The sequence below is a fragment of the Streptomyces sp. M92 genome, from assembly GCF_028473745.1.
GTDB lineage: Bacteria > Actinomycetota > Actinomycetes > Streptomycetales > Streptomycetaceae > Streptomyces.
This window is the reverse complement of the sequence record NZ_CP101137.1, coordinates 6,028,241-6,047,209: the sequence shown is the minus strand read 5'-3', so window position 1 is coordinate 6,047,209 and position 18,969 is coordinate 6,028,241. Positions and strand designations below refer to the sequence as shown.

The window sequence follows — 18,969 nt, the reverse complement described above, 5'->3', positions numbered from 1 at the left end:
CTGCTCGAAAGGGGGTACGGCGCGCGACGGTGCCGGGACTATTCCGCGGCGACGGCGATGGACTCGCCGTCCACGTCGCGGATCGGGGAGGATCGGTCGGCGACGGCCGCGTACAGCGCGGCGGCGAGGGCCGCCCCGATGAACCAGGAGAAGCCGGCCGCGGCGTGGAACCAGGGCACCAGGGCGACGACGACGGCGATCGCGGCACTCGGCACGAAGGCGGCGACGGCCCGCGGGTTGTAGCCGCGGCGGTAGTGGTACTCCGCCCCCGCGTCCTCGGTGTAGAGGGCCGGCACGTTCACGCGGGCCTTCCGCAGCAGCCAGTAGTCCGCCATGATCACGCCGAACAGCGGGCCGAGCAGCGCCCCGAGCCCGCCGAGGAAGTAGTTGACGACGACCGGGCTGTTGTAGAGGTTCCAGGGCGTGATGACCAGGCCCAGCACCGCGCTCACCAGTCCCGCGCGGCGGAAGTCGAGCCGGCGGGGGAAGAGGTTGACCAGGGCGTAGATCGGGGCGACGAAGTTGGCCAGCAGATTCACCGCCACGGTCAGGGCGATGAGGGCCAGCGAGGCGACGGCGAGCAGGAACATGTTGGGCACGCTGCGCACGATGTCCGTCGGGCTGGTGATGACGCGCCCGTCGAGGCTGAACTGCGCTCCGCTGAGGACCGCCACGATGACGGCGAAGAAGAGCATGTTCACCGGGATGCCGATGACGTTCCCGCGCACGATGGAGCCGCGGCTGCGCGCGGACCGGGTGAAGTCGCAGAAGTTCAGCACGAACGTTCCGTAGATCACCACCCACAGCGCGGCGGCCTGAAGCACCTGGAGCCACATCGCGCCGCCGGTGAGCGGGTCGTCGACGGACAGCGAGACCGAACCGTCCGCGCGGACGAACATCCACACGGCCAGGGCGCACATGGTGAGCAGCGTGGTGGGCGCCGCGAACGCCATGTACCGGCGGATCATCTGCATCCCGTAGCTGACGATGACGACCTGCACGGCCCACAGGACCAGGAAGGTGATCCAGCCGAGCGTCGACTGGCCGAGCAGGGAGTTCGTGTCCAGGCGGGCCAGGTCCGGGGCCATGGCCACCAGGAGGGTGCTCAGCACGGCCGAGGCAAGATAGGTCTGGATACCAAACCAGGCGATGGCCACGGCTCCTCGGACGGCGGCCGGTATCTGCGCGCCCTTGACGCCGAACGCGATGCGGCTCATGACCGGGAACGGCACGCCCGTCTTGTGCCCCATGAACCCGGACAGGGTCAGGAGCAGGAAGAGCAGGACCGAGGCGAGCGCGAAGGCGGCGAGGATGCCCCACACGTTCAGTCCGAGGGCGAACAGTCCGATGGCGAACGCGTAATTGCCCAGGCTGTGCACGTCGTTGGCCCAGAGCGTGAAGACGTTGTAGGCGCCCCAGCGGCGCCCTTCCCGCTTCGTCGGGGCCAGGTCGTAGGTGTAGAGGCCGGAGCTGGTGGCGGTGCCGTCGGTCCCGGCGGGCGAGCGGCGGTCTTCCAGGGCAGTCATACGGGACTCCTGGGTCCGGGGAGCGGGGGAGGGGGAGGGGAGTTCGGAAGATTCCACAAAGCGGAAGCGGCGTTCCGGTGAAGAGAACGTAGTTTTCGCCAAACCGGACCGTCAAGAGGTCTGCCGTAAATGGAATACCATTTTTCGCCCCGTTGGCAGTGGTGCGAGCCGTCCCTGCCGTGACACCCCGTCTTTACATCGATGTACAGCTGTGGAAAGGACCCCTCGTGCTTCCCAGCCCCTCCCGCCACCCCCCGCGCGCACGCCGGCCTGCTGGCCGTCGCCCTCCTCGGGCTCCTCGTCGGCCTGCTGCCCGTGTGCACCGCCCCGGCCGCCGCGGACGACGCGTCGTCGGCCCCGCGCCCCACCGCGGCCGGCACGTTCCGCAACCCGCTCAACACCGGGCCCGACCCGTTCGTGACGCACTGGAAGGGGAACTACTACCTCACCGCCACCCAGGGCGACAGCGTCCGCATGTGGCGCTCCCGTCGCTGGGTACCCTGCTGACCGCCGACCCGGTCACCGTGTGGACGGACTCCGACCCGTCCCGCAACCGCAACATCTGCGCGCCGGAGTTCTACCGCTTCGGTAGCCGCTGGTACCTGTACTACACGGCCGACGACGGCGTCGACGAGCACCACCGGCTGTACGTCCTGGAGTCGGAGGGCGACGACCCGGCCGGCCCCTACCGCTTCAAGGCGAAGCCCGCCCCGCCCAACCACGCGGACGACTTCGCCATCGACGCGAGCATCCTCCGACTCGGCGGCCGCCTCTACCTCGCCTACAGCGGCGTCAACCAGTACCAGCACAACGGCATCAACATCGCCCCGATGTCCGACCCTTACACCGTCTCCGGCGACGCCGTCGCCATCGACGCCGCCGGTGGCTGCCCCGAGGTGCGCGGCGCCTGGAACTCGGGCACGGGCTGCGCCACGCAGTGCTTCTGGAGCGACGACCACTGGAGCGACCGGGCCGGGGCCACGGCCACCTTCACCGGCACCCGTATCGCCCTGCTCTCCGTCAAGGACACCGGCAACGGCTACGCCGGCATCAGCGTCGACGGCGGCCCGGAGCAGCGGGTGGACTTCCACGGCCCGATCCGCGTCGGCGAGGCGGTGCAGTACGTCAGCCCCAGGCTCCCGTACGGCGAGCACACCCTGCGTGTCCGTGTGACGGGGGAGCGCAACCCCCGGTCCGGGGCGCGTCCTTCGTGAGCGTCGACCGCGCCGAGGTCTACGTGAACTGACGCGTCCGGCGAAGGACGGCCGTCAGCTCCGGTCGTGGCCCTCCGTGCTCTCCCGCAGGACGAGCCGGTGGGCCACGATGCGGTCCTGGGGCGAGAGCACACCGGACTCCGCGTCCTCGCTCACGCCCTCCGGTCCGGTCGCCTCCTCGATGCGGTGCTGGAGCAGTTGCACCGCGACCCTGGCCACCGCCGCCTTGTCGGGCGCCACCGTGCTCAGCGTCGGCACGGAGTACCGCCCGCCTTCCACGTCGTCGAAGCCGATGACCGCGACGTCCTCGGGCACCCGGATCCCGTGTTCGTGCAGGGTGCGCAACGCCCCCAGCGCCAGCTGGTCGTTGAGGCAGAGCAGCGCGTCCGGCCGCAGGCCCGCGCCGAGCGCCCGCGCCACCGCCTCGGCCCCGTCGGGCATCCGGAAAGACTCGACCGGCAGCAGCGCGGCCGGGTCGTAGGCGATGCCCGCCTCGATCAGGGCCGCACGGTAGCCGCGGGTGCGGGCCTGAGCCGTGCCGAGGCCCGGGTCGTCGCGCCCGCCCACGGCCAGGACGGTGCGGCGGCCGAGCGCGATCAGGTGGCCGGTGGCCTCGCGCGCGGCCCGTTCGTTGTCGATCGCCACGTGGTCGGCGCCCTCCTCCAGCAGCTCACCGAGCAGCACGGTGGGCGGGGCGCCCGCGCGGCCCCGCAGATCGTCGGCGGTCAGGGCGAGCGGGCTCAGGATGATCCCGTCCACGAACGTGGAGCCGAAACCGGCCAGCGCCGCCAGCTCGTGGGCGCGGTCCGCGCCGGACTGGTGGATCAGGACGGTCAGGGAGCACTTCTCGGCCTCCCGGACGACGTGCCGGGCCAGCTCCGCGAAGTACGGGATGTCCAGCTCGGGCACGACCAGGGCGATGATGCCGGTACGGCCCCTGCGCAGGTGACGGCCGGCCAGGTTCACCCGGTAGCCGAGCTGTTCTATGGCCTCCCGCACCACGCGTCGGGTCCGGTCGGAGACATGGGCGTAGTCGTTGATGACATTGGACACCGTCTTCTCCGACACGCCCGCGTGACGTGCGACGTCCTTGATCCTGGGCCGTGCCACCGAGACCTCCCTGCCTCCTCGCGCTGCCCGAGTTTATGTCCCGGCAGTCGGTCACCCCCAACCCGGGCGCCGCCTCTCTGCAGCCAATGTACATCGATGTAAAGACTAGCCACCGCATGAGCGTCCGGCCGTCGAAAGGTCCGTGATGAGTTCCCGTTTGCCTGCCCAGGGGGCGGCCGCGGCCGGAGGCCTGCTCGCCGCCGGCCCGCTGTCCGGCTGCGCCTCACCGGCCTCCGCCTCCGGAGCCTCCTCGCTGAGCGTCTGGGACCTGTTCCAGGGCGGCGACGGCATGCTGATGGACGAGATGATCGAGGCCGTGTCCAAGGGCGCCGGGGGTGCCAAGGGCTTCGAGGTCGACCGCACGATCCTCGACTGGGGACCGTCGTACTACACCAAGCTCGCCATGTCCGCCGCCGGCGGACGGGCCTCCGACGTGGCCGCGATGCACCTGTCCCGGCTCGCGGGGTACGCGCCCGGCGGCCTGGTCGACCCCTTCGACCTGGACCTGCTCGCCGAGTTCGGCGTCCTACCGCGGACAGCCGTACTTCGTCAGCGAGTTCGGCGGCATCTAGTGGGACCCCGAGGCGGCCGCCGACCGGTCCGGCGAGGACCGCACCGTCTCCTGGGGCTACGGCGAACGCGTCCGCGACGAGGAGGAGTTCCACGAGCGGTTCGCCGGCCTCACCGAAGTACTCCTGTCGGACCGCGACATGTTCGGCTACTGCTACACGCAGCTGACCGACGTCTTCCAGGAGCAGAACGGCGTCTACCGCTTCGACCGCGGGGTCAAGCTCGACATCGAGCGCCTCCGCGCCGCGCAGGCGCGCCCGGCCGTCATCGAGGAGGAGCAGAGTCCCGCGTAGGGCACCTGGGCCGGAGGCGAACCGCCGCCTCCGGCCGCACGCGGCGGGTCAGAAGGGGCGGTCACCCTCGATGGCGACGCGTTCCGCGACCCGGCGCTCGGAGCCGTAGTCGCCGACGGCGTAGTGCTGCGTGGCCCGATTGTCCCAGAAGGCGACGTCGCCGGGCTGCCAGCGGAAGCGGACCTGGTACTCGGGCACGTGCGCCTGCTGGAACAGGAAGCGCAGCAGCCGGTCGCTCTCGTCCCGGTCCATGCCGGTGATGTGGGTGGTGAAGGACGTGTTGACGAACAGCATGCGCCGCCCGGTCTCCGGGTGGGTGCGCACGACGGGGTGCTCCACGGGCGGGAAGAGGTCCTGGTGCGGGACGAGCCGTTCGGGTCCGTAGAACCTGGCGAAGCCGGGGATGAAGTCGTGCACGGCGCGGGCGCCGTCGACGCGGTCCTTCACCTCCTGGGGGAGGTTGTCGTAGGCGGCGGCCATGTCCGCCCACATCGTGTCCCCGCCCAACGGCGGCACCTCGCGCAACTGGAGCACCGCGCCGAGCGCGGGCCGCTCGCGGAAGGTGACGTCGGTGTGCCAGACGTTCTCGTACGTCGGGACGGCGCCGTCGCGCTTGTCGAACCGCACGACGTCCTCACTGGAACCGGCGGCGAGCAGGGGATTGGTCTCCAGCTCGCCCCAGTTGCCCGCGAACGCGCGCTGCTGCCCGGAGGTGAGGTGCTGGGAGCGGAAGAACAGCACCTTCCACTCCAGCAGGGCGCGGTTCAACTCCTCGCGCAGCGCGGGAGTCAGCGGACGCGACAGGTCGACGCCCCTGATCTCGGCGCCGATGGTCCGGGCCTGCGGAACGACCTCGAAGCGTTCGTACGGCCGCTCCTCCCACCCCTCGGGCAGCCGGCGCAGCACGCGCCGCCCCTCGTACAGGCCGTCGGCCGGAATACGCGCTTCACGCAGTTCGACAGCGGGTGCGGCAGACATGACGGTCATGGGAATCCTCCCCATTCGTGGTGATACAGACATGTGCGGTGGTACGGGTACGGGCCATGGCGGCACCACGGCGAGGCGTGATGGCCAGGAAGAAAGAAGGTGCTCCGGGCTGTTCGCCGGAGAGCGGGACTCAGCCCGTGGGCGGCCGGTTATCGGCCGGAACGCTCACATCCGGTGCGCTCGGGCACGCGAAGACACTCCGCCGTGGTGCCGAACCGGTATGTGGTCATGGCACCGATTGTGTGATCTTCACCCGCCGCTGTCAACGGGGCGGTGGTCACGCCGGCAGGGGGGTGAAGGGCCGCAGGGCGTCCCCCTCGGGCTGCACGACCCCGTAACTGCCCTCCGGCACCTTGTTCCAGACCCCCGGCAGGTCACCCAGGGGCTCCGACACGATCAGCCGGGCGTCGTCGGACGCCTCCTGGAGGAAGGGCAGCCCGGGATGCAGCGCGCGCAGGCTCTCCACCCGGCTGCTGTAGTAGAGCGACCGGGTTCGGGCCTGGCTGGAGTAGCGGAAGGCCCACAACCGCAGTCCGTCGGTCACGGCGACCGTCATCTGCAGCGGGAACTCCACGTCGTGCTCGTGGCCGATCTCCTCCACCAGCCCCGCCATCCGCGCCACAGCCGTCGGGGGGTCGTCCTCCAGACCGAGGGTGAGCGCCAGGTAGAACATCATCTCCGAGTCCGTCGAGCCCTCGATGTCCAGGAAGAGCCGCGGGTCGACGGCCAGGGCGAGGTCCCGGCGCAGGCGGTGGAACTCGGCGATGGCGCCGTTGTGCATCCACATCCAGCGGCCGTGGCGGAAGGGGTGGCAGTTGGTCTGCTGCACCGCGCTGCCCGTCGAGGCCCGGATGTGCGCGAAGAACAGGGGCGAGCGTACATGGCTCGCGATCTCCCGCAGATTGCGGTTGCTCCACGCCGGCCCGATCTCCCGGACGATCGCCGGCGTGGTCATCTCCGGCCCGAACCAGCCGACGCCGAACCCGTCCCCGTTCGTCGTCTCGACACCCATGCGGGCGTGCAGGCTCTGGTCGATGAGCGAGTGCTCGGGCTGGTAGAGGAGCGTCTCCAGCAGCACGGGCGTTCCCGAGTAGGCGAGCCATCGGCACATCGTCCGCAGCCTCCCTGGTCTTGGGACGTCAGTCGACCGGCCAGGTGTGGACCGGGGCGTTCAGGTGCATGTAGTCCATGTACTGCCGCGTCATCCGGCGCAGCGCCTCGTGGCGGCCGGGGCGGGCGGTCGCGTCGATGTGGTGGAACATCTCCTTCTGCCAGACCGCGCCGTTGCGGCCGGTGACGCACCGCTGCTCGATGATGCCCAGCAGCGGCTCCCGCCAGGCCGAGTCCATGCCGGACAGCTCCAGCCCCCGGTGTGCCAGCGGCAGCAGCCGCCGGAGCACGAGTTCGGGCACGGTCACCTCGCCCATGCCCGGCCAGTACAGCCGGGCCTCGATGCCGTGCCGGGCCGCGGTGTGCAGGTTGTCCTCGGCGACCGAGAAGGACATCCGCGACCACACCGGTCGTTCCTCCTCCACCAGGGCGCGGGTGAGCCCGTAGTAGAAGGCGCCGTTGGCGAGGGTGTCGGCGACGGTCGGGCCGGCGGGCAGCACACGGTTCTCCACCCGCACGTGGGGCTTGTCGTGGGCGACGGCGTAGACGGGACGGTTCCAGCGGTAGATGGTGCCGTTGTGCAGGGTGAGCTCGCCCAGCTCGGGGATGTCTCCCCGGTCCAGGATCTGAGCGGGGTCCTGTTCGTCGCACAGGGGCAGCAGGGCGGGGAAGTAGCGCAGGTTCTCCTCGAAGAGGTCGAAGACGCTGTTGATCCACCGCTCGCCGAACCAGACCCGGGGCCGCACACCCTGTGCCTTGATCTCCTGCGGGCGGGTGTCGGTGGCCTGCTCGAACAGCGGGATACGGCTCTCGTGCCACAGCTCCTTGCCGAACAGGAAGGGCGAGTTGGCCGCGAGGGCGACCTGGACGCCGGCGATGGCCTGGGCCGCGTTCCAGTAGTCGGGGAACTCCTCGGGGGCCACCTGGAGGTGGAACTGGGTGCTGGTGCAGGCCGCCTCGGGCGTGATCGTGTCCGCGTAGGTCCGCAGCCGGTCCACGCCGTCGACCTCGATGTGCAGGTCCTCGCCCCGGGCGGCGAACACCTGGTCGTTGAGGAGCCGGTAGCGCGGGTTCTCCGAGAGGGCGGCCTCGCCGACGTCGGACTGGCGCAGGGTCGGCAGGATGCCGACCATGATCAGGTGGGCGCCGACGGACTCGGCGCGGTTGTCCGCGTGGTTCAGGGCCGCGCGGATCTCGGTCTCCCAGGCGTCGGGGCCGCCCGCCGTCAGCGCGCGCGGCGGGATGTTGATCTCCAGGTTGAAGCGGCCCAGCTCGGTGGACCAGGCGGGGTCCGCGATCGCCTCCAGCGCGTCGCTGTTGCGCATCGCGGGCTCGGCCCCGTCGTCGACGAGGTTCAGCTCGATCTCCAGGCCCACCTGGGGGCGCTCGGTCTCGAACCGGGACTCGCGCAGCATCTGCGCGAAGGCCTCGAGGCACTCCTGCATCTTGATCCGGTACCGGCGGCGGTCCTCGCGGGTGAAGACCAGCGCCGGGACGTCCCGTCCCATCGGCCCTCCCGGGTTGCCTCGCTCGGACGCCTCTCCACCCCAGCGTCGCACCACCTGGCGGACCCCACCAGACGGAACGGGAACGGGGCCCGCCGCAGTGTGTGCGGCGGGCCCCGTCGGAATCAGGCACCAGCGGGACCGGCTGGTCTCAGAGCTTGCCGGACTCCCGGATCGTGATCTTCGCGGAGGTGCGGCCCGACTGCGAGCCGAGGCCCTCGATCTTGTCGACCACGCCCGTGCCCTCGACGACCTTGCCGAAGACGACGTGCTTGCCGTCCAGCCACGGGGTGACGACCGTGGTGATGAAGAACTGCGAGCCGTTGGTGTTCGGGCCCGCGTTCGCCATGGAGAGCAGGTAGGGCTCGGTGTGCTTCAGCTGGAAGTTCTCGTCCGCGAACTTCTCGCCGTAGATGCTCTTGCCCCCGGTGCCGTCACCCCGGGTGAAGTCACCGCCCTGGAGCATGAACTGCGGGATCACGCGGTGGAACGAGGAGCCCGCGTAGCCGAAGCCGTGCTCGCCGGTGGCCAGCTCGATGAAGTTCTTGGCGGTCTTGGGGGTGACGTCCTCGCGGAGCTCGAAGACGATGCGGCCCGCATCCTGGCCGTCGATGTCGATGTCGAAGTAAACCTTGGAATTGCTCATCCCACCATTGTGACGTGCGGACCTCGGCGATGCCGAACCGGCCTGCCCCTTCAGCGTGTGGCGAGCAGTTCCAGGGTGTCGATCACGCGGTTCGAGAAGCCCCACTCGTTGTCGTACCAGGCGACCACCTTGACGTGCCGGCCGTCGACGCGGGTGAGCGCCGAGTCGAAGATCGACGAGGCCGGGTTGCCGGTGATGTCCGAGGAGACCAGTGGGTCCTCCGAGTACTCCAGGACGCCGGCGAGCGGCCCCTCGGCAGCGGTCCGGTAGGCGGCCAGCACGTCCTCGCGGGTCACGTCGCGGGCGACGGTCGTGTTCAGCTCGACGATGGAGCCCACCGGCACCGGCACGCGGATCGAGTCGCCCGACAGCTTGCCGTCGAGGTTCGGCAGCACCAGGCCGATCGCCTTGGCGGCGCCCGTCGTGGTCGGCACGATGTTGACCCCGGCGGCGCGGGCGCGGCGCGGGTCGCGGTGCGGGCCGTCCTGGAGGTTCTGCTCCTGGGTGTACGCGTGCACCGTCGTCATGAAGCCGTGCTCGATGCCGGCGAGCTCGTCGAGCACCGAGGCCAGCGGGGCGAGGGCGTTGGTGGTGCAGGACGCGTTCGAGACGACCGTGTGCGCGGCGGGGTCGTAGGCGTCGGTGTTCACGCCGTAGGCGAGGGTGACGTCGGCACCCGCCGACGGCGCGCTGACCAGGACCTTCTTCGCGCCGGCGGTGAGGTGGGCGCGGGCGTCCCCGGCCGAGGTGAAGCGGCCGGTCGCCTCCAGTACGAGGTCCACGCCCAGCTCGGCCCAGGGCAGCCGGGCCGGCTCGCGCTCGGCGAGCACCCGGATGCGGCGCCCGTCGACGACGAGGGCGTCCCCGTCGACGGTCACCGGGCGTCCCAGCCGTCCGGCCGTGGTGTCGAAGGCGAGCAGCCGGGCGAGGGTGGCGGGTTCGGTGAGGTCGTTGACGGCGACGACCTCGAGCTTGGTGTCGCGTTCGAGCAGCGCGCGCAGCACGTTGCGCCCGATGCGGCCGAAGCCGTTGATGCCGATGCGAGTCATGGGAGTGCCCTTCCGGTTCGCCGTGCGGTGCGATTCCCAGGTTGGCGCGCGAGGCCCGTGCGGGGCAGCGGCGTGAGTGCCATGGTTCGCAAGGATCGCGCCAAGGGGAGGCCGGGACGACTACTCCCCCTGGGTGAAGGTGCGCCGGTACTCGCTCGGGGTGGTGCCCAGGATGCGCTGGAAGTGCATCCGCAGGTTGGCGCCGGTGCCGAGGCCCACGTCGGCGGCGATCTGCTCGACGCCGCGCTCCGACCGTTCGAGCAGCTCGCGGGCCATGTCGACGCGGGCGCGCATGACCCACTGCATCGGTGTGTAGCCGGTGTCCTCGACGAAGCGCCGGGAGAAGGTGCGCGCCGACACCGCCGCGTGCCGGGCGAGCGCCTCCAGCGTGAGCGGCTCGTCCAGCCGGCGCAGGGCCCACTCGCGGGTCGCGGCGAACCGCTCGCCCAGCGGCTCGGGCACGCTGCGCGGCACGTACTGCGCCTGACCGCCGCTGCGGTAGGGTGCCGCGACCAGGCGCCGGGCCGCGTGGTTGGAGGCGGCCACGCCGAGGTCGCCGCGCAGGATGTGCAGGCACAGGTCGATGCCGGAGGCGGCACCGGCGGAGGTCAGCACGCTGCCCTCGTCCACGAAGAGGACGTTCTCGTCGACCCGGACGCGGGGGTGCTTGCGCGCGAGCGCCCGGGTGTAGTGCCAGTGCGTGGTGGCCCTCCTGCCGTCGAGCAGTCCGGTGGCGGCGAGCGCGAAGGCACCCGTGGAGATGGCGGCGAGCCGAGCGCCCCGGTCGTGGGCCGCGGTCAGCGCGTCGACGACGGTCCGCGGCGGGTCCTCGACGTCCGGCGCACGGTGACCGGGGAGGAAGACCACGTCGGCCCACGCCAGCGCGTCCAGGCCGTGGGCGACGTGGTACGAGAGCCCGTCACCGCCGGTCACCAGGCCGGGCGTCGCCCCGCACACCCGCACCTCGTACGGCATGCTCGCGCGCGTCGTGAACACCTGTGCAGGGATGCCGACGTCGAGCGGCTTGGCGCCCTCGAGCACGAGGACGGCGACACGGCGCAGGCGGGAGGACGGCACGGCACGAGCGTACGCGGTGACGCGGCGTCAGCTCAGGTCGAGCACCTCCATGGTGTGCTCGGCCATGCGCCGCTCGCCGAGGGCGTTGGGGTGGACGGGGACGAGGCTGTGGCCGAACAGCAGCGGTTCGATCCAGCGGGTACCGGCGGACTGGCAGGCGTCATGGCCCTCGGACACCCGGGAGAAGTCCACGAAGGTCACGCCGGTCTCCTCGGCGGCGCGCTCGACCGCGTCGTTGAGGCTCGCCTGGATGTCCCGCAGGTAGGGCACGTCACCGGCGGCGACCGGCAGCTTCAGGAAGCAGGACGGGTCGGCGGTGGCCGGCATGATCCACGGGTAACCCAGGGCCGCCACCCGGGCGTTCGGCGCCTTCGCGCGGACGGTGCGCAGCGCGGCCTTGAGCGCGGGATAGGTGCTGGACTCGATCTCGTCCTCGAAGGACGTGCCGTGCCGGTCCTTGCAGGGGCTGCCCCTGCCCCCGCTGAGGAGTCCGGCGGTGCCGCAGGCCGTGATGGCGTTGATGAAGGTGTTGTTGTCGTTGCCGCCGATGGTCAGGGTGACCAGGTCCGTGCCGGTGCTCAGCGCGTCCACCTGGGGTGCGACGCCGGGGTACTGCGACTGGGTGAAGTGGGAGGTCTGGGCGGCCCCGCAGGTCACGTCCTCGAGGTCGGCGCCCGTCTCGGCGGCGATGACGTGGGGGTAGTTCGCCGTGGAGCGCAGGCAGAGCAGGTCGGTGGGGTCGACGGGCAGGACGCCCGAGCCCGCGCTGTAACTGTCGCCGAGGGCGACGTAGTCCAGGGAGGGGGTGGCGTGGGCGGTGGCGTCGGTGAGACCGAGGGCCAGGGTGCCGACCGCAGCGACTGACGCGGTCATGACACGGCGGAGGGCGCGCTTGGGCATGGGCTCTCGCTTCCCGTGCGGAGTGGGGCGTGGGGTTACCGAGCGGTTCTACTTTTAAGTAATGTGCGGGTGCGTTGACTTGCAGTCAATGTTGTTGACAGAACTTCTTACGGCGGAAATGACTTTGCCCCACCGTCCCGCCGTGTGATCAGGATGAGACCATGCCCGCTCCCGTCACCCCTGTGCGCCCCGCGACACCCGAGGACGTACCCGCCGCCGTGCGGACCCTGGCCCGCGCCTTCGCCGACTACCCCTTCACCCGCCACGTGGTCGCGGCGGACGACCACCCGGAACGGGTCCGCCGTTTCCAGGAGCTGTTCCTGACCCGGGTCGCCATGGAGTACGGCCGTGCCTGGGTCACCGACGACCGCCGGGCCGTCGCCGCCTGGACGACTCCGGAGCGGGACCCGGGGCCCGCCTTCGCCGAGGTGGGGCCGCTGGCCGTCGACCTCGCGGGCGACCGGGCGGCGGCCCTCGGGTCCGCCGAGCAGGCGCTGGCGCCGCACCGCCCCACCGGGCCGGTGTGGTTCCTCGCCACGGTGGGCGTGGACCCGGACGCCCAGGGCGCGGGCCTCGGCACAGCCGTCCTCCGTCCCGGCCTGGAGGCGGCCGAGCGCGGGGGGTTCCCCGCCTTCCTGGAGACGTCGGACGAGGGCAACGTACGGTTCTACGCCCGCCTCGGCTTCGAGGTGACGGCGGAGGTGACCCTTCCGGACGGCGGCCCCCGGACCTGGTGCATGCGCCGGGACCCGGTCCCCTGACCGGCACCGACGGCGGCCCGCGCTGTTCTAGAGTTGTCCCGCCAGTGCAGACGACCGTGGACCTGTGAGGTACTCACCAGCCATGCCGACCGAAACGTTTGAGTTCCAGGTAGAGGCGCGTCAGCTGCTGCAGCTGATGATTCACTCCGTCTACTCGAACAAGGACGTGTTCCTGCGCGAGCTCGTCTCCAACGCCTCCGACGCGCTCGACAAGCTCCGCCTCGCCGCCCTGCGGGACGACCTGCCCGACGCCGACGTGTCGGATCTCCACATCGAACTGGAGGCCGACAAGGAGGCCCGCACCCTCACCGTGCGGGACAACGGCATCGGGATGTCCTACGACGAGGTCACCCGGCTCATCGGCACCATCGCCAACTCGGGCACCGCCAAGTTCCTCGAGGAACTGCGGGAGGCCGAGGACGCCGCCGGGGCCGACGGGCTCATCGGCCAGTTCGGCGTGGGCTTCTACTCCGGCTTCATGGTGGCGGACGAGGTCACCCTGGTGACCCGTCGCGCCGGCGAGCCCCAGGGCACCCGCTGGACGTCTCGCGGCGAGGGCACCTACACCCTGGAGACGGTCGACGAGGCGCCGCAGGGCACCTCCGTCACCCTCCACCTCAAGCCGGCCGACTCCGAGAACCAGCTCCACGACTACACCTCCGCGTGGAAGATCAAGGAGATCGTCAAGCGGTACTCGGACTTCATCACCTGGCCGGTCCGGCTGGTGCCCGAACGGGGCGAGGACGGCGCCGAGCCGGGTGAGGCCGAGACGCTCAACTCGATGAAGGCCCTGTGGGCGCGTCCGCGCGACGAGGTGTCCGACGACGAGTACCACGAGCTGTACAAGCACATCGCGCACGACTGGCGCGAGCCGCTGGAGACGATCCGGCTCCAGGCGGAGGGGACCTTCGAGTACCAGGCCCTGCTCTTCGTGCCCTCGCACGCCCCGCACGACCTGTTCACCCAGGGCTACCAGCGCGGCGTCCAGCTCTACGTGAAGCGCGTCTTCATCATGGACGACTGCGAGGAACTGCTCCCGCCGTACCTGCGCTTCGTCAAGGGCGTCGTCGACGCCCAGGACCTCTCGCTCAACGTCTCCCGCGAGATCCTCCAGCAGGACCGGCACATCCGCATGATCCAGCGCCGCCTGACCAAGAAGGTCCTGGCCACGGTCAAGGACCTGAGGACGTCCGCGCCCGAGCGCTACGCCACGTTCTGGCGGGAGTTCGGCCCGGTCCTCAAGGAAGGGCTCGTCACCGACTCCGAGAACCGGGACGCGATCCTCGCCGCCTCCTCCTTCGCGACCACCCACGACGCCGACGAGCCGACCACGCTCCAGGCCTACGTGGAGCGGATGAAGGAAGGCCAGAACGACATCTGGTTCATGACGGGCGAGTCCCGTCGCGCCATCGAGGACTCCCCGCACATGGAGGCCTTCCGCGCCAAGGGCGTCGAGGTCCTGCTGCTCACCGACGCCGTCGACGAGGTCTGGGTCGACGCGGTGGGGGAGTACGAGGGCAAGGCGCTGCGCTCGGTCGCCAAGGGCGAGATCGACCTCGACGACGACCGGGAGGAGAAGTCCGACGCCGAGAAGGAGCAGCAGGGCGAGGAGTACGCGGGCCTGCTCGGCTGGATGACGGAGCACCTCTCCGAGGACGTCAAGGAGGTGCGCCTGTCCTCCCGCCTGACGGTGTCGCCTGCCTGTGTCGTCTCCGACGCGAACGAGCTGACGCCCGCCCTGGAGAACATGTACCGGGCCATGGGCCAGGAGGTTCCCCACGCCAAGCGCATCCTCGAACTCAACCCCGAGCACCAGCTGGTGAAGTCGCTGAACCGCGCTTACACCGAGCAGCAGGACCGGGCGGAGCTCACCGAGACCGCCGACCTGCTGCACGCCCTGGCGGTACTCGCCGAGGGCGGCCGGCCCAAGGAGCCGGGGCGGTTCGTGAAGCTGGTGGCGGACCGCCTGGAGCGCACGCTGTAGCCGGCCGCCCGGCGCCACCCGGCCGGACCGGGGAGTCAGGCGCGTGCCGTGGCGGGAAGCCGCGCGGCACGCGCCTGTCCGTTTCGCCATCCGCATGGCGCGCTCTTCGGCGCCGCTTCGCCGCGGTCCTCGGCGGCACCTGGGCCCCGCACCTGGGCCGGCCTCGAGCCGCGTCCCCTGCGCGGCCTGGGCAACCCGAAGCCGGGCGACGGCGTCCGCTGACGGAGGATGCCCGTGCGGCACAGGGGTCAGGCCTGCGCCGCACGGGCGGCTAGGGGGTGTCGGCGCCCGCGCCCGGAGTGTTCCGGTCCGCGGTGGCGCCCCGGTCCGTGGTGGTGACGCGGGCGATGGCCTCCAGGGTGAGGGCCCGGCCGTGCGGCTCCCGCGCGAGCGCGCGGTGCAGCGTCAGGCCCTCGATGAGGGCATCGAGCTGACGGGCCGTCTCCGGGTCGAAGTGCTTCTCCAGGTGGACGCGGCTGCGGCGCATCCACTCGTGCGTGAGCTCCCGGTAGGCCGGCTGACGCGCCGCGAGGGTGTAGAGCTCCTGCGTGAGCACCAGGTCCCGCTGGCTCTCCTCGGACAGGGAGTGCACGAGGTCGGCCACCGCCGTGCGGGCCTGGTCGCGGTCGGCCGCGGCGCCCAGACGGGCGTCGAACACGGCGACGATGTGGTCGGTGAAACGGCCGAACGCCTCCCGCAGCAGCTGGTCCATGCCGCTGAAGTGGTAGGTCATCGAGCCCAGGGGGACGCCGGCGCGCGCGGCGATCCTCCGGTGGGAGACGCGTGCGATGCCCTCGTCCGCGATCAGGTCGAGCGTGGCGTCGAGAATGCGCTCGCGCCGCCGCGGGTCCGTGTGTCCGGTTGCCATGGGAGCAGGCTTACACCTTCCGCACCGGCCGGGCGGGATTCCCGACCACGACGACGCCCGCGGGGACGTCCTTCGTGACGACGGCGCCGGCGCCGACGACGGAGTCGTCCCCGATCGTCACGCCGGGCAGGACGATGGCGCCGCCGCCCAGCCAGACGTTGTCGCCGATGGTGATGGGCCGGGCCGCCTCCAGCTTGTCGCGCCGGGGCCCGGGCTCCAGGGGGTGGGTGGGGGTGAGCAGCTGGACGTTCGGCCCGATCTGGCAGTCCTCGCCGATCGTGACGGCCGCGACGTCCAGCGCCGTCAGGTTGTAGTTGACGAAGGTGCGCGCACCGATCGTGATGTTGCTGCCGTAGTCGACGTACAGCGGTGGCCGCACATGGGCGTCGACGCCGAGGGAGCCGAGCAGTTCCGCCAGGATCGGCCCCGCGGCCCCGGCGTCCTCCGCGTAGGCGACCTGGTAGCGGGCGGCCAGCCGCACGGCCCGCTGCTGCCTGCGGGCGATCTCGGGGTCGTCGGCGATGTAGAGGTCACCCGCCCGCATGCGTTCGAGGTTCGAGCGGGGGTCGCCCGCGAAGTGGTCGGTCGGCATGCGCGCGATCCTACCCGCCGGAGCGTACGAACGTACACTCATCGCTCGCTGTGTCGCCGTACCGCGCGTCTCAGCCCCGCCGGGGTCGCAACACCCCGGCGAGCAGCAGCACGACGACCCCGGCGAGCGGCACCACCAGCAGCCCCGCCCGCAGGCTCGTCGCGTCGGCTACCAGGCCCACCACCGGCGGGGAGAGCAGGAAGCCCAGCCGCATGAGCCACGAGACGATGGTCAGCCCCGACCCGGGCTTGAGGCCGGGCAGCTCGTCCGCCTCTTGCATCGCCGCCGGCACCAGGGTCGCCACCCCGAAGCCGGCCGCGGCGAACCCGAGGATCGTCCCGGGCACCGTGGGCACCGCCAGCGCCAGGCCCATGCCCACGGCCGCGATCAGGGCACCGGAGCGGGCCACCGCGCGCTGTCCGAACCGGTCCGTGAGCCGGTCACCGATGAGTCGGCCCACGAACTGGGCGCCGACCAGGGCGACATAGCCGGAGGCGGCCAGTGCCACCGACGCGTGCAGGGAATCGGAGAGGTAGAGCGTCGCCCAGGAGCTGCCCGCGTCCTCGACGAGGGTGCCGGCCGTCGCGATCAGCACGAGCGCGGCGAGCACGTAGCCCGTCCGCGCGCCCGGCACCTGAAGCGCGCGCCGCGCCGGCCGTGCGTGGTCCTCCGCCGTGTCCTCCCCGGACGTCTCGTTGTCGGGGCCGGGCAGGCAGAACCGCAGGGCGACGCAGGCCGCGACCGCGAACAGCACGGCCGAGAACAGCAGGTGCGGACCCCGGGGGACGTCCAGCGCGATCGCGCCTGCGGCCATGGACCCTCCGGTGACGGCGCCGATGGACCAGATGGCGTGGAAGGAGTTGATGACGGAACGTCCGTAACGGCGCTGCACCCGCAGCGCATGGGCGTTCTGCGCCACGTCGGTGACCGCGTCCGCGGCTCCGGCCAGGAGCAGCGCGCCCGCGAACAGCGCCACCGAGCCGCTCAGGCCGGCGGCGAGGATCCCCGCGCCGGTCACCAGCGTGCCGCCGACCGCCACCCGCGCCGAGCCGAAACGGCGGACGAGGGCACCGGCCGCGAGCCCGGCCGCGATGGCGCCCGCCGGGAACGCCGCCACGGCCAGCCCGTAGGCGGCGTTGCCGATGCCGAGGTCCGCCTTGATCTGGGGATACCTCGGCAGGAGGTTGGCGAACAGGGCCCCGTTGGTGAAGAAGAGCACGGCGACGGCCACGCGGGCCCGCCGTTCACCCAGGGTCGGCCGGCGCAGTACGTCAACAGTCATGCGGCGGAGCCTACAACCGCGAGCGTACGAACGTACACTCTCGCGTCACCGGCGGCCCGCGGCCGCACAGTGAGACGCGCCCCCGGCGGGAATGGCGGGAAGCGGATCTTCGTTGACACCTGTCATGCCCGCTTCTTCCCCACGGTCCGCGGCCCCCCGCATGCCGCTCGCCGTCTACATCCTCGGCCTCTCCGTCTTCGCGCTCGGTACCAGCGAGTTCATGCTCTCCGGTCTGTTGCCGCCCATCGCCGACGACATGGACGTGTCCATCCCGCAGGCCGGACTGCTGATATCGGCGTTCGCGATCGGCATGGTGGTCGGCGCGCCGCTGCTCGCGGTCGCCACGCTGCGGCTGCCGCGCAAGACCACACTGATCGCGCTGATCTCGGTGTTCGGCCTCGGCCAGGTCGCGGGCGCGCTGGCGACGACGTACGAGGTCCTGTTCGTCTCACGGGTCGTCAGTGCCCTCGCGTGCGCCGGTTTCTGGGCGGTCGGCGCCGCCGTCGCCATCGCTATGGTGCCGAGGACCGCGCGGGCCCGGGCGATGGCCGTGATGATCGGCGGACTGTCGATCGCCAACGTCCTCGGCGTCCCGGCGGGCGCGTTCCTCGGTGAGCACCTCGGCTGGCGGTCCGCGTTCTGGGCGGTGGGCGCGGCGTCCGCCGTCGCGCTCGTCGGCGTGGTGACGCTGATCCCGCGCATCCCGCTGCCCGAGCGGCGGGCCCGGCTCAAGGGCGAGCTGGCGATCTACCGGGACCGCCAGGTCTGGCTGTCCGTCGGCCTGACCGCGCTCGCGGCCGGCGGCGTGTTCTGCGCCTTCTCCTACCTCGCCCCGCTGCTCACCGACGTGGCCGGGCTGGCCGACGGCTGGGTGCCGACCGTGCTGGCGCTGTTCGGCCTCGGCGCGCTGATCGGCACGACGATCGGCGGCCGGGTCGCCGACGCCCACCTGTTCGGCGTCCTGCTCTCCGGCATCGCCGCGTCCACCGTCTTCCTGGCCGCACTGGCGCTGTTCGCGTCGAGCCCCGCCGTCGTGATCGCCCTGTCCCTGCTGCTCGGGGTCTCCGCCTTCTACACGGCGCCGGCGCTCAACGCCCGCATGTTCAACGTCGCGGGTGCCGCACCCACCCTCGCGGGCGCGACGACCACCGCCGCGTTCAACCTGGGCAACACCGGCGGCCCCTGGCTCGGCGGCACGGTGATCGACGCGGGCCTCGGCTACGCCGCCACCGCCTGGGCGGGAGCCGGGATGACCCTGGCCGCGATCGTCCTCGTCGCGGTGTCACTGCGGTTGCACAGCCGGTCCCGGATCGTGACGGGGGCCATGGCCGCCGAGCCCGCGGGTGTGGAGTCCGGCCGGCCGGTCTGACCCTCCCGCGCGGGCAGGCACGCGTGACGCGACGGTGCCGACGTGCATGGCGGTCACCACCTGACCGCCATGCGTGCCACGGTGGGGGCCGCGGGAGGGAGCAGAGCCCGCTGCCGAACCCCACCG

Annotated in this window: 15 protein-coding genes and 3 pseudogenes; 6 read left to right on the top strand and 12 right to left on the bottom strand. The window is 71.6% G+C overall.

All coding sequences use genetic code 11. The annotated features are described in order from the left end of the window. Positions 1-38: 38 nt before the first annotated feature. Complete coding sequence (locus M6G08_RS27590; protein WP_272589826.1) at positions 39-1,526, bottom strand: NCS1 family nucleobase:cation symporter-1; 1,488 nt, start codon at positions 1,524-1,526, stop codon at positions 39-41. Between the two features lie 201 nt (positions 1,527-1,727). On the opposite strand from M6G08_RS27590, the pseudogene M6G08_RS27585 reads away from it, so the two are divergent. Beyond that, positions 1,728-2,772 (top strand): annotated as a pseudogene (locus M6G08_RS27585) (family 43 glycosylhydrolase). Between the two features lie 22 nt (positions 2,773-2,794). Here M6G08_RS27585 and M6G08_RS27580 read toward each other — a convergent pair. Further along, complete coding sequence (locus tag M6G08_RS27580; RefSeq protein WP_272589825.1) at positions 2,795-3,850, bottom strand: LacI family DNA-binding transcriptional regulator; 1,056 nt, start codon at positions 3,848-3,850, stop codon at positions 2,795-2,797. A gap of 145 nt (positions 3,851-3,995) precedes the next feature. Here M6G08_RS27580 and M6G08_RS27575 point away from each other — a divergent pair. Then, positions 3,996-4,376 (top strand): annotated as a pseudogene (locus M6G08_RS27575) (ABC transporter substrate-binding protein); the annotation flags it as partial. Continuing rightward, a pseudogene (locus tag M6G08_RS27570) lies at positions 4,369-4,713 on the top strand (beta-galactosidase); the annotation flags it as partial. The pseudogenes M6G08_RS27575 and M6G08_RS27570, both read left to right, overlap by 8 nt. Positions 4,714-4,761: 48 nt before the next feature. Here the strand turns inward: M6G08_RS27570 and M6G08_RS27565 are convergent. From M6G08_RS27565 to M6G08_RS27535, 7 genes are all read right to left on the bottom strand, one after another. Then, entirely contained in the window at positions 4,762-5,700 is a 939-nt protein-coding gene (locus M6G08_RS27565; protein WP_272589824.1) for a TauD/TfdA dioxygenase family protein, read from the bottom strand. 277 nt (positions 5,701-5,977) lie between these two features. Next, positions 5,978-6,811 (bottom strand): class II glutamine amidotransferase, encoded by an 834-nt coding sequence (locus M6G08_RS27560; RefSeq protein WP_272589823.1) that lies wholly within the window; start codon positions 6,809-6,811, stop codon positions 5,978-5,980. A 28-nt stretch (positions 6,812-6,839) separates the two neighbouring features. Further along, positions 6,840-8,318 carry a glutamate-cysteine ligase family protein gene (locus tag M6G08_RS27555; protein ID WP_272589822.1) on the bottom strand — a complete coding sequence of 493 codons (1,479 nt, stop codon included), beginning with the start codon at positions 8,316-8,318 and terminating at the stop codon, positions 6,840-6,842. A 148-nt stretch (positions 8,319-8,466) separates the two neighbouring features. After that, entirely contained in the window at positions 8,467-8,961 is a 495-nt protein-coding gene (locus M6G08_RS27550) for a peptidylprolyl isomerase (RefSeq protein ID WP_272589821.1), read from the bottom strand. A gap of 50 nt (positions 8,962-9,011) precedes the next feature. Then, complete coding sequence (gene gap / locus M6G08_RS27545) at positions 9,012-10,010, bottom strand: type I glyceraldehyde-3-phosphate dehydrogenase (RefSeq protein ID WP_272589820.1); 999 nt, start codon at positions 10,008-10,010, stop codon at positions 9,012-9,014. Between the two features lie 120 nt (positions 10,011-10,130). Beyond that, positions 10,131-11,087 (bottom strand): GlxA family transcriptional regulator, encoded by a 957-nt coding sequence (locus M6G08_RS27540; protein WP_272589819.1) that lies wholly within the window; start codon positions 11,085-11,087, stop codon positions 10,131-10,133. Between the two features lie 27 nt (positions 11,088-11,114). Beyond that, positions 11,115-11,987 carry an SGNH/GDSL hydrolase family protein gene (locus M6G08_RS27535; protein ID WP_272589818.1) on the bottom strand — a complete coding sequence of 291 codons (873 nt, stop codon included), beginning with the start codon at positions 11,985-11,987 and terminating at the stop codon, positions 11,115-11,117. 161 nt (positions 11,988-12,148) lie between these two features. Between M6G08_RS27535 and M6G08_RS27530 the strand changes: the two genes are divergently transcribed. Further along, positions 12,149-12,748 carry a GNAT family N-acetyltransferase gene (locus M6G08_RS27530; RefSeq protein ID WP_272589817.1) on the top strand — a complete coding sequence of 200 codons (600 nt, stop codon included), beginning with the start codon at positions 12,149-12,151 and terminating at the stop codon, positions 12,746-12,748. An 82-nt stretch (positions 12,749-12,830) separates the two neighbouring features. Continuing rightward, positions 12,831-14,732, top strand: coding sequence for a molecular chaperone HtpG (htpG, locus tag M6G08_RS27525; protein WP_272589816.1), 1,902 nt, complete (start codon positions 12,831-12,833; stop codon positions 14,730-14,732). Positions 14,733-15,003: 271 nt separating this feature from the next. Here htpG and M6G08_RS27520 read toward each other — a convergent pair whose 3' ends face one another. From M6G08_RS27520 to M6G08_RS27510, 3 genes are all read right to left on the bottom strand, one after another. Continuing rightward, positions 15,004-15,600, bottom strand: a complete 597-nt coding sequence (locus tag M6G08_RS27520) for a TetR/AcrR family transcriptional regulator (protein WP_272589815.1) — start codon at positions 15,598-15,600, stop codon at positions 15,004-15,006. A 10-nt stretch (positions 15,601-15,610) separates the two neighbouring features. Continuing rightward, complete coding sequence (locus M6G08_RS27515) at positions 15,611-16,192, bottom strand: sugar O-acetyltransferase (RefSeq protein ID WP_272589814.1); 582 nt, start codon at positions 16,190-16,192, stop codon at positions 15,611-15,613. Between the two features lie 70 nt (positions 16,193-16,262). Then, positions 16,263-17,474 carry an MFS transporter gene (locus M6G08_RS27510; RefSeq protein ID WP_272589813.1) on the bottom strand — a complete coding sequence of 404 codons (1,212 nt, stop codon included), beginning with the start codon at positions 17,472-17,474 and terminating at the stop codon, positions 16,263-16,265. 160 nt (positions 17,475-17,634) lie between these two features. Between M6G08_RS27510 and M6G08_RS27505 the strand changes: the two genes are divergently transcribed. Next, entirely contained in the window at positions 17,635-18,843 is a 1,209-nt protein-coding gene (locus tag M6G08_RS27505) for a Cmx/CmrA family chloramphenicol efflux MFS transporter (protein WP_272591447.1), read from the top strand. Positions 18,844-18,969 lie beyond the last annotated feature (126 nt).

Coding starts and splice junctions, on each gene's coding strand:
- M6G08_RS27590 (WP_272589826.1), bottom strand. CDS start 1,526: ATGACTGCCCTGGAAGACCGCCGCTCGCCCGCCGGGACCGACGGCACC.
- M6G08_RS27565 (WP_272589824.1), bottom strand. CDS start 5,700: ATGACCGTCATGTCTGCCGCACCCGCTGTCGAACTGCGTGAAGCGCGT.
- M6G08_RS27560 (WP_272589823.1), bottom strand. CDS start 6,811: ATGTGCCGATGGCTCGCCTACTCGGGAACGCCCGTGCTGCTGGAGACG.
- M6G08_RS27555 (WP_272589822.1), bottom strand. CDS start 8,318: ATGGGACGGGACGTCCCGGCGCTGGTCTTCACCCGCGAGGACCGCCGC.
- M6G08_RS27550 (WP_272589821.1), bottom strand. CDS start 8,961: ATGAGCAATTCCAAGGTTTACTTCGACATCGACATCGACGGCCAGGAT.
- gap (WP_272589820.1), bottom strand. CDS start 10,010: ATGACTCGCATCGGCATCAACGGCTTCGGCCGCATCGGGCGCAACGTG.
- M6G08_RS27535 (WP_272589818.1), bottom strand. CDS start 11,987: ATGCCCAAGCGCGCCCTCCGCCGTGTCATGACCGCGTCAGTCGCTGCG.
- M6G08_RS27530 (WP_272589817.1), top strand. CDS start 12,149: ATGCCCGCTCCCGTCACCCCTGTGCGCCCCGCGACACCCGAGGACGTA.
- htpG (WP_272589816.1), top strand. CDS start 12,831: ATGCCGACCGAAACGTTTGAGTTCCAGGTAGAGGCGCGTCAGCTGCTG.
- M6G08_RS27520 (WP_272589815.1), bottom strand. CDS start 15,600: ATGGCAACCGGACACACGGACCCGCGGCGGCGCGAGCGCATTCTCGAC.
- M6G08_RS27515 (WP_272589814.1), bottom strand. CDS start 16,192: ATGCCGACCGACCACTTCGCGGGCGACCCCCGCTCGAACCTCGAACGC.
- M6G08_RS27510 (WP_272589813.1), bottom strand. CDS start 17,474: ATGACTGTTGACGTACTGCGCCGGCCGACCCTGGGTGAACGGCGGGCC.
- M6G08_RS27505 (WP_272591447.1), top strand. CDS start 17,635: ATGCCGCTCGCCGTCTACATCCTCGGCCTCTCCGTCTTCGCGCTCGGT.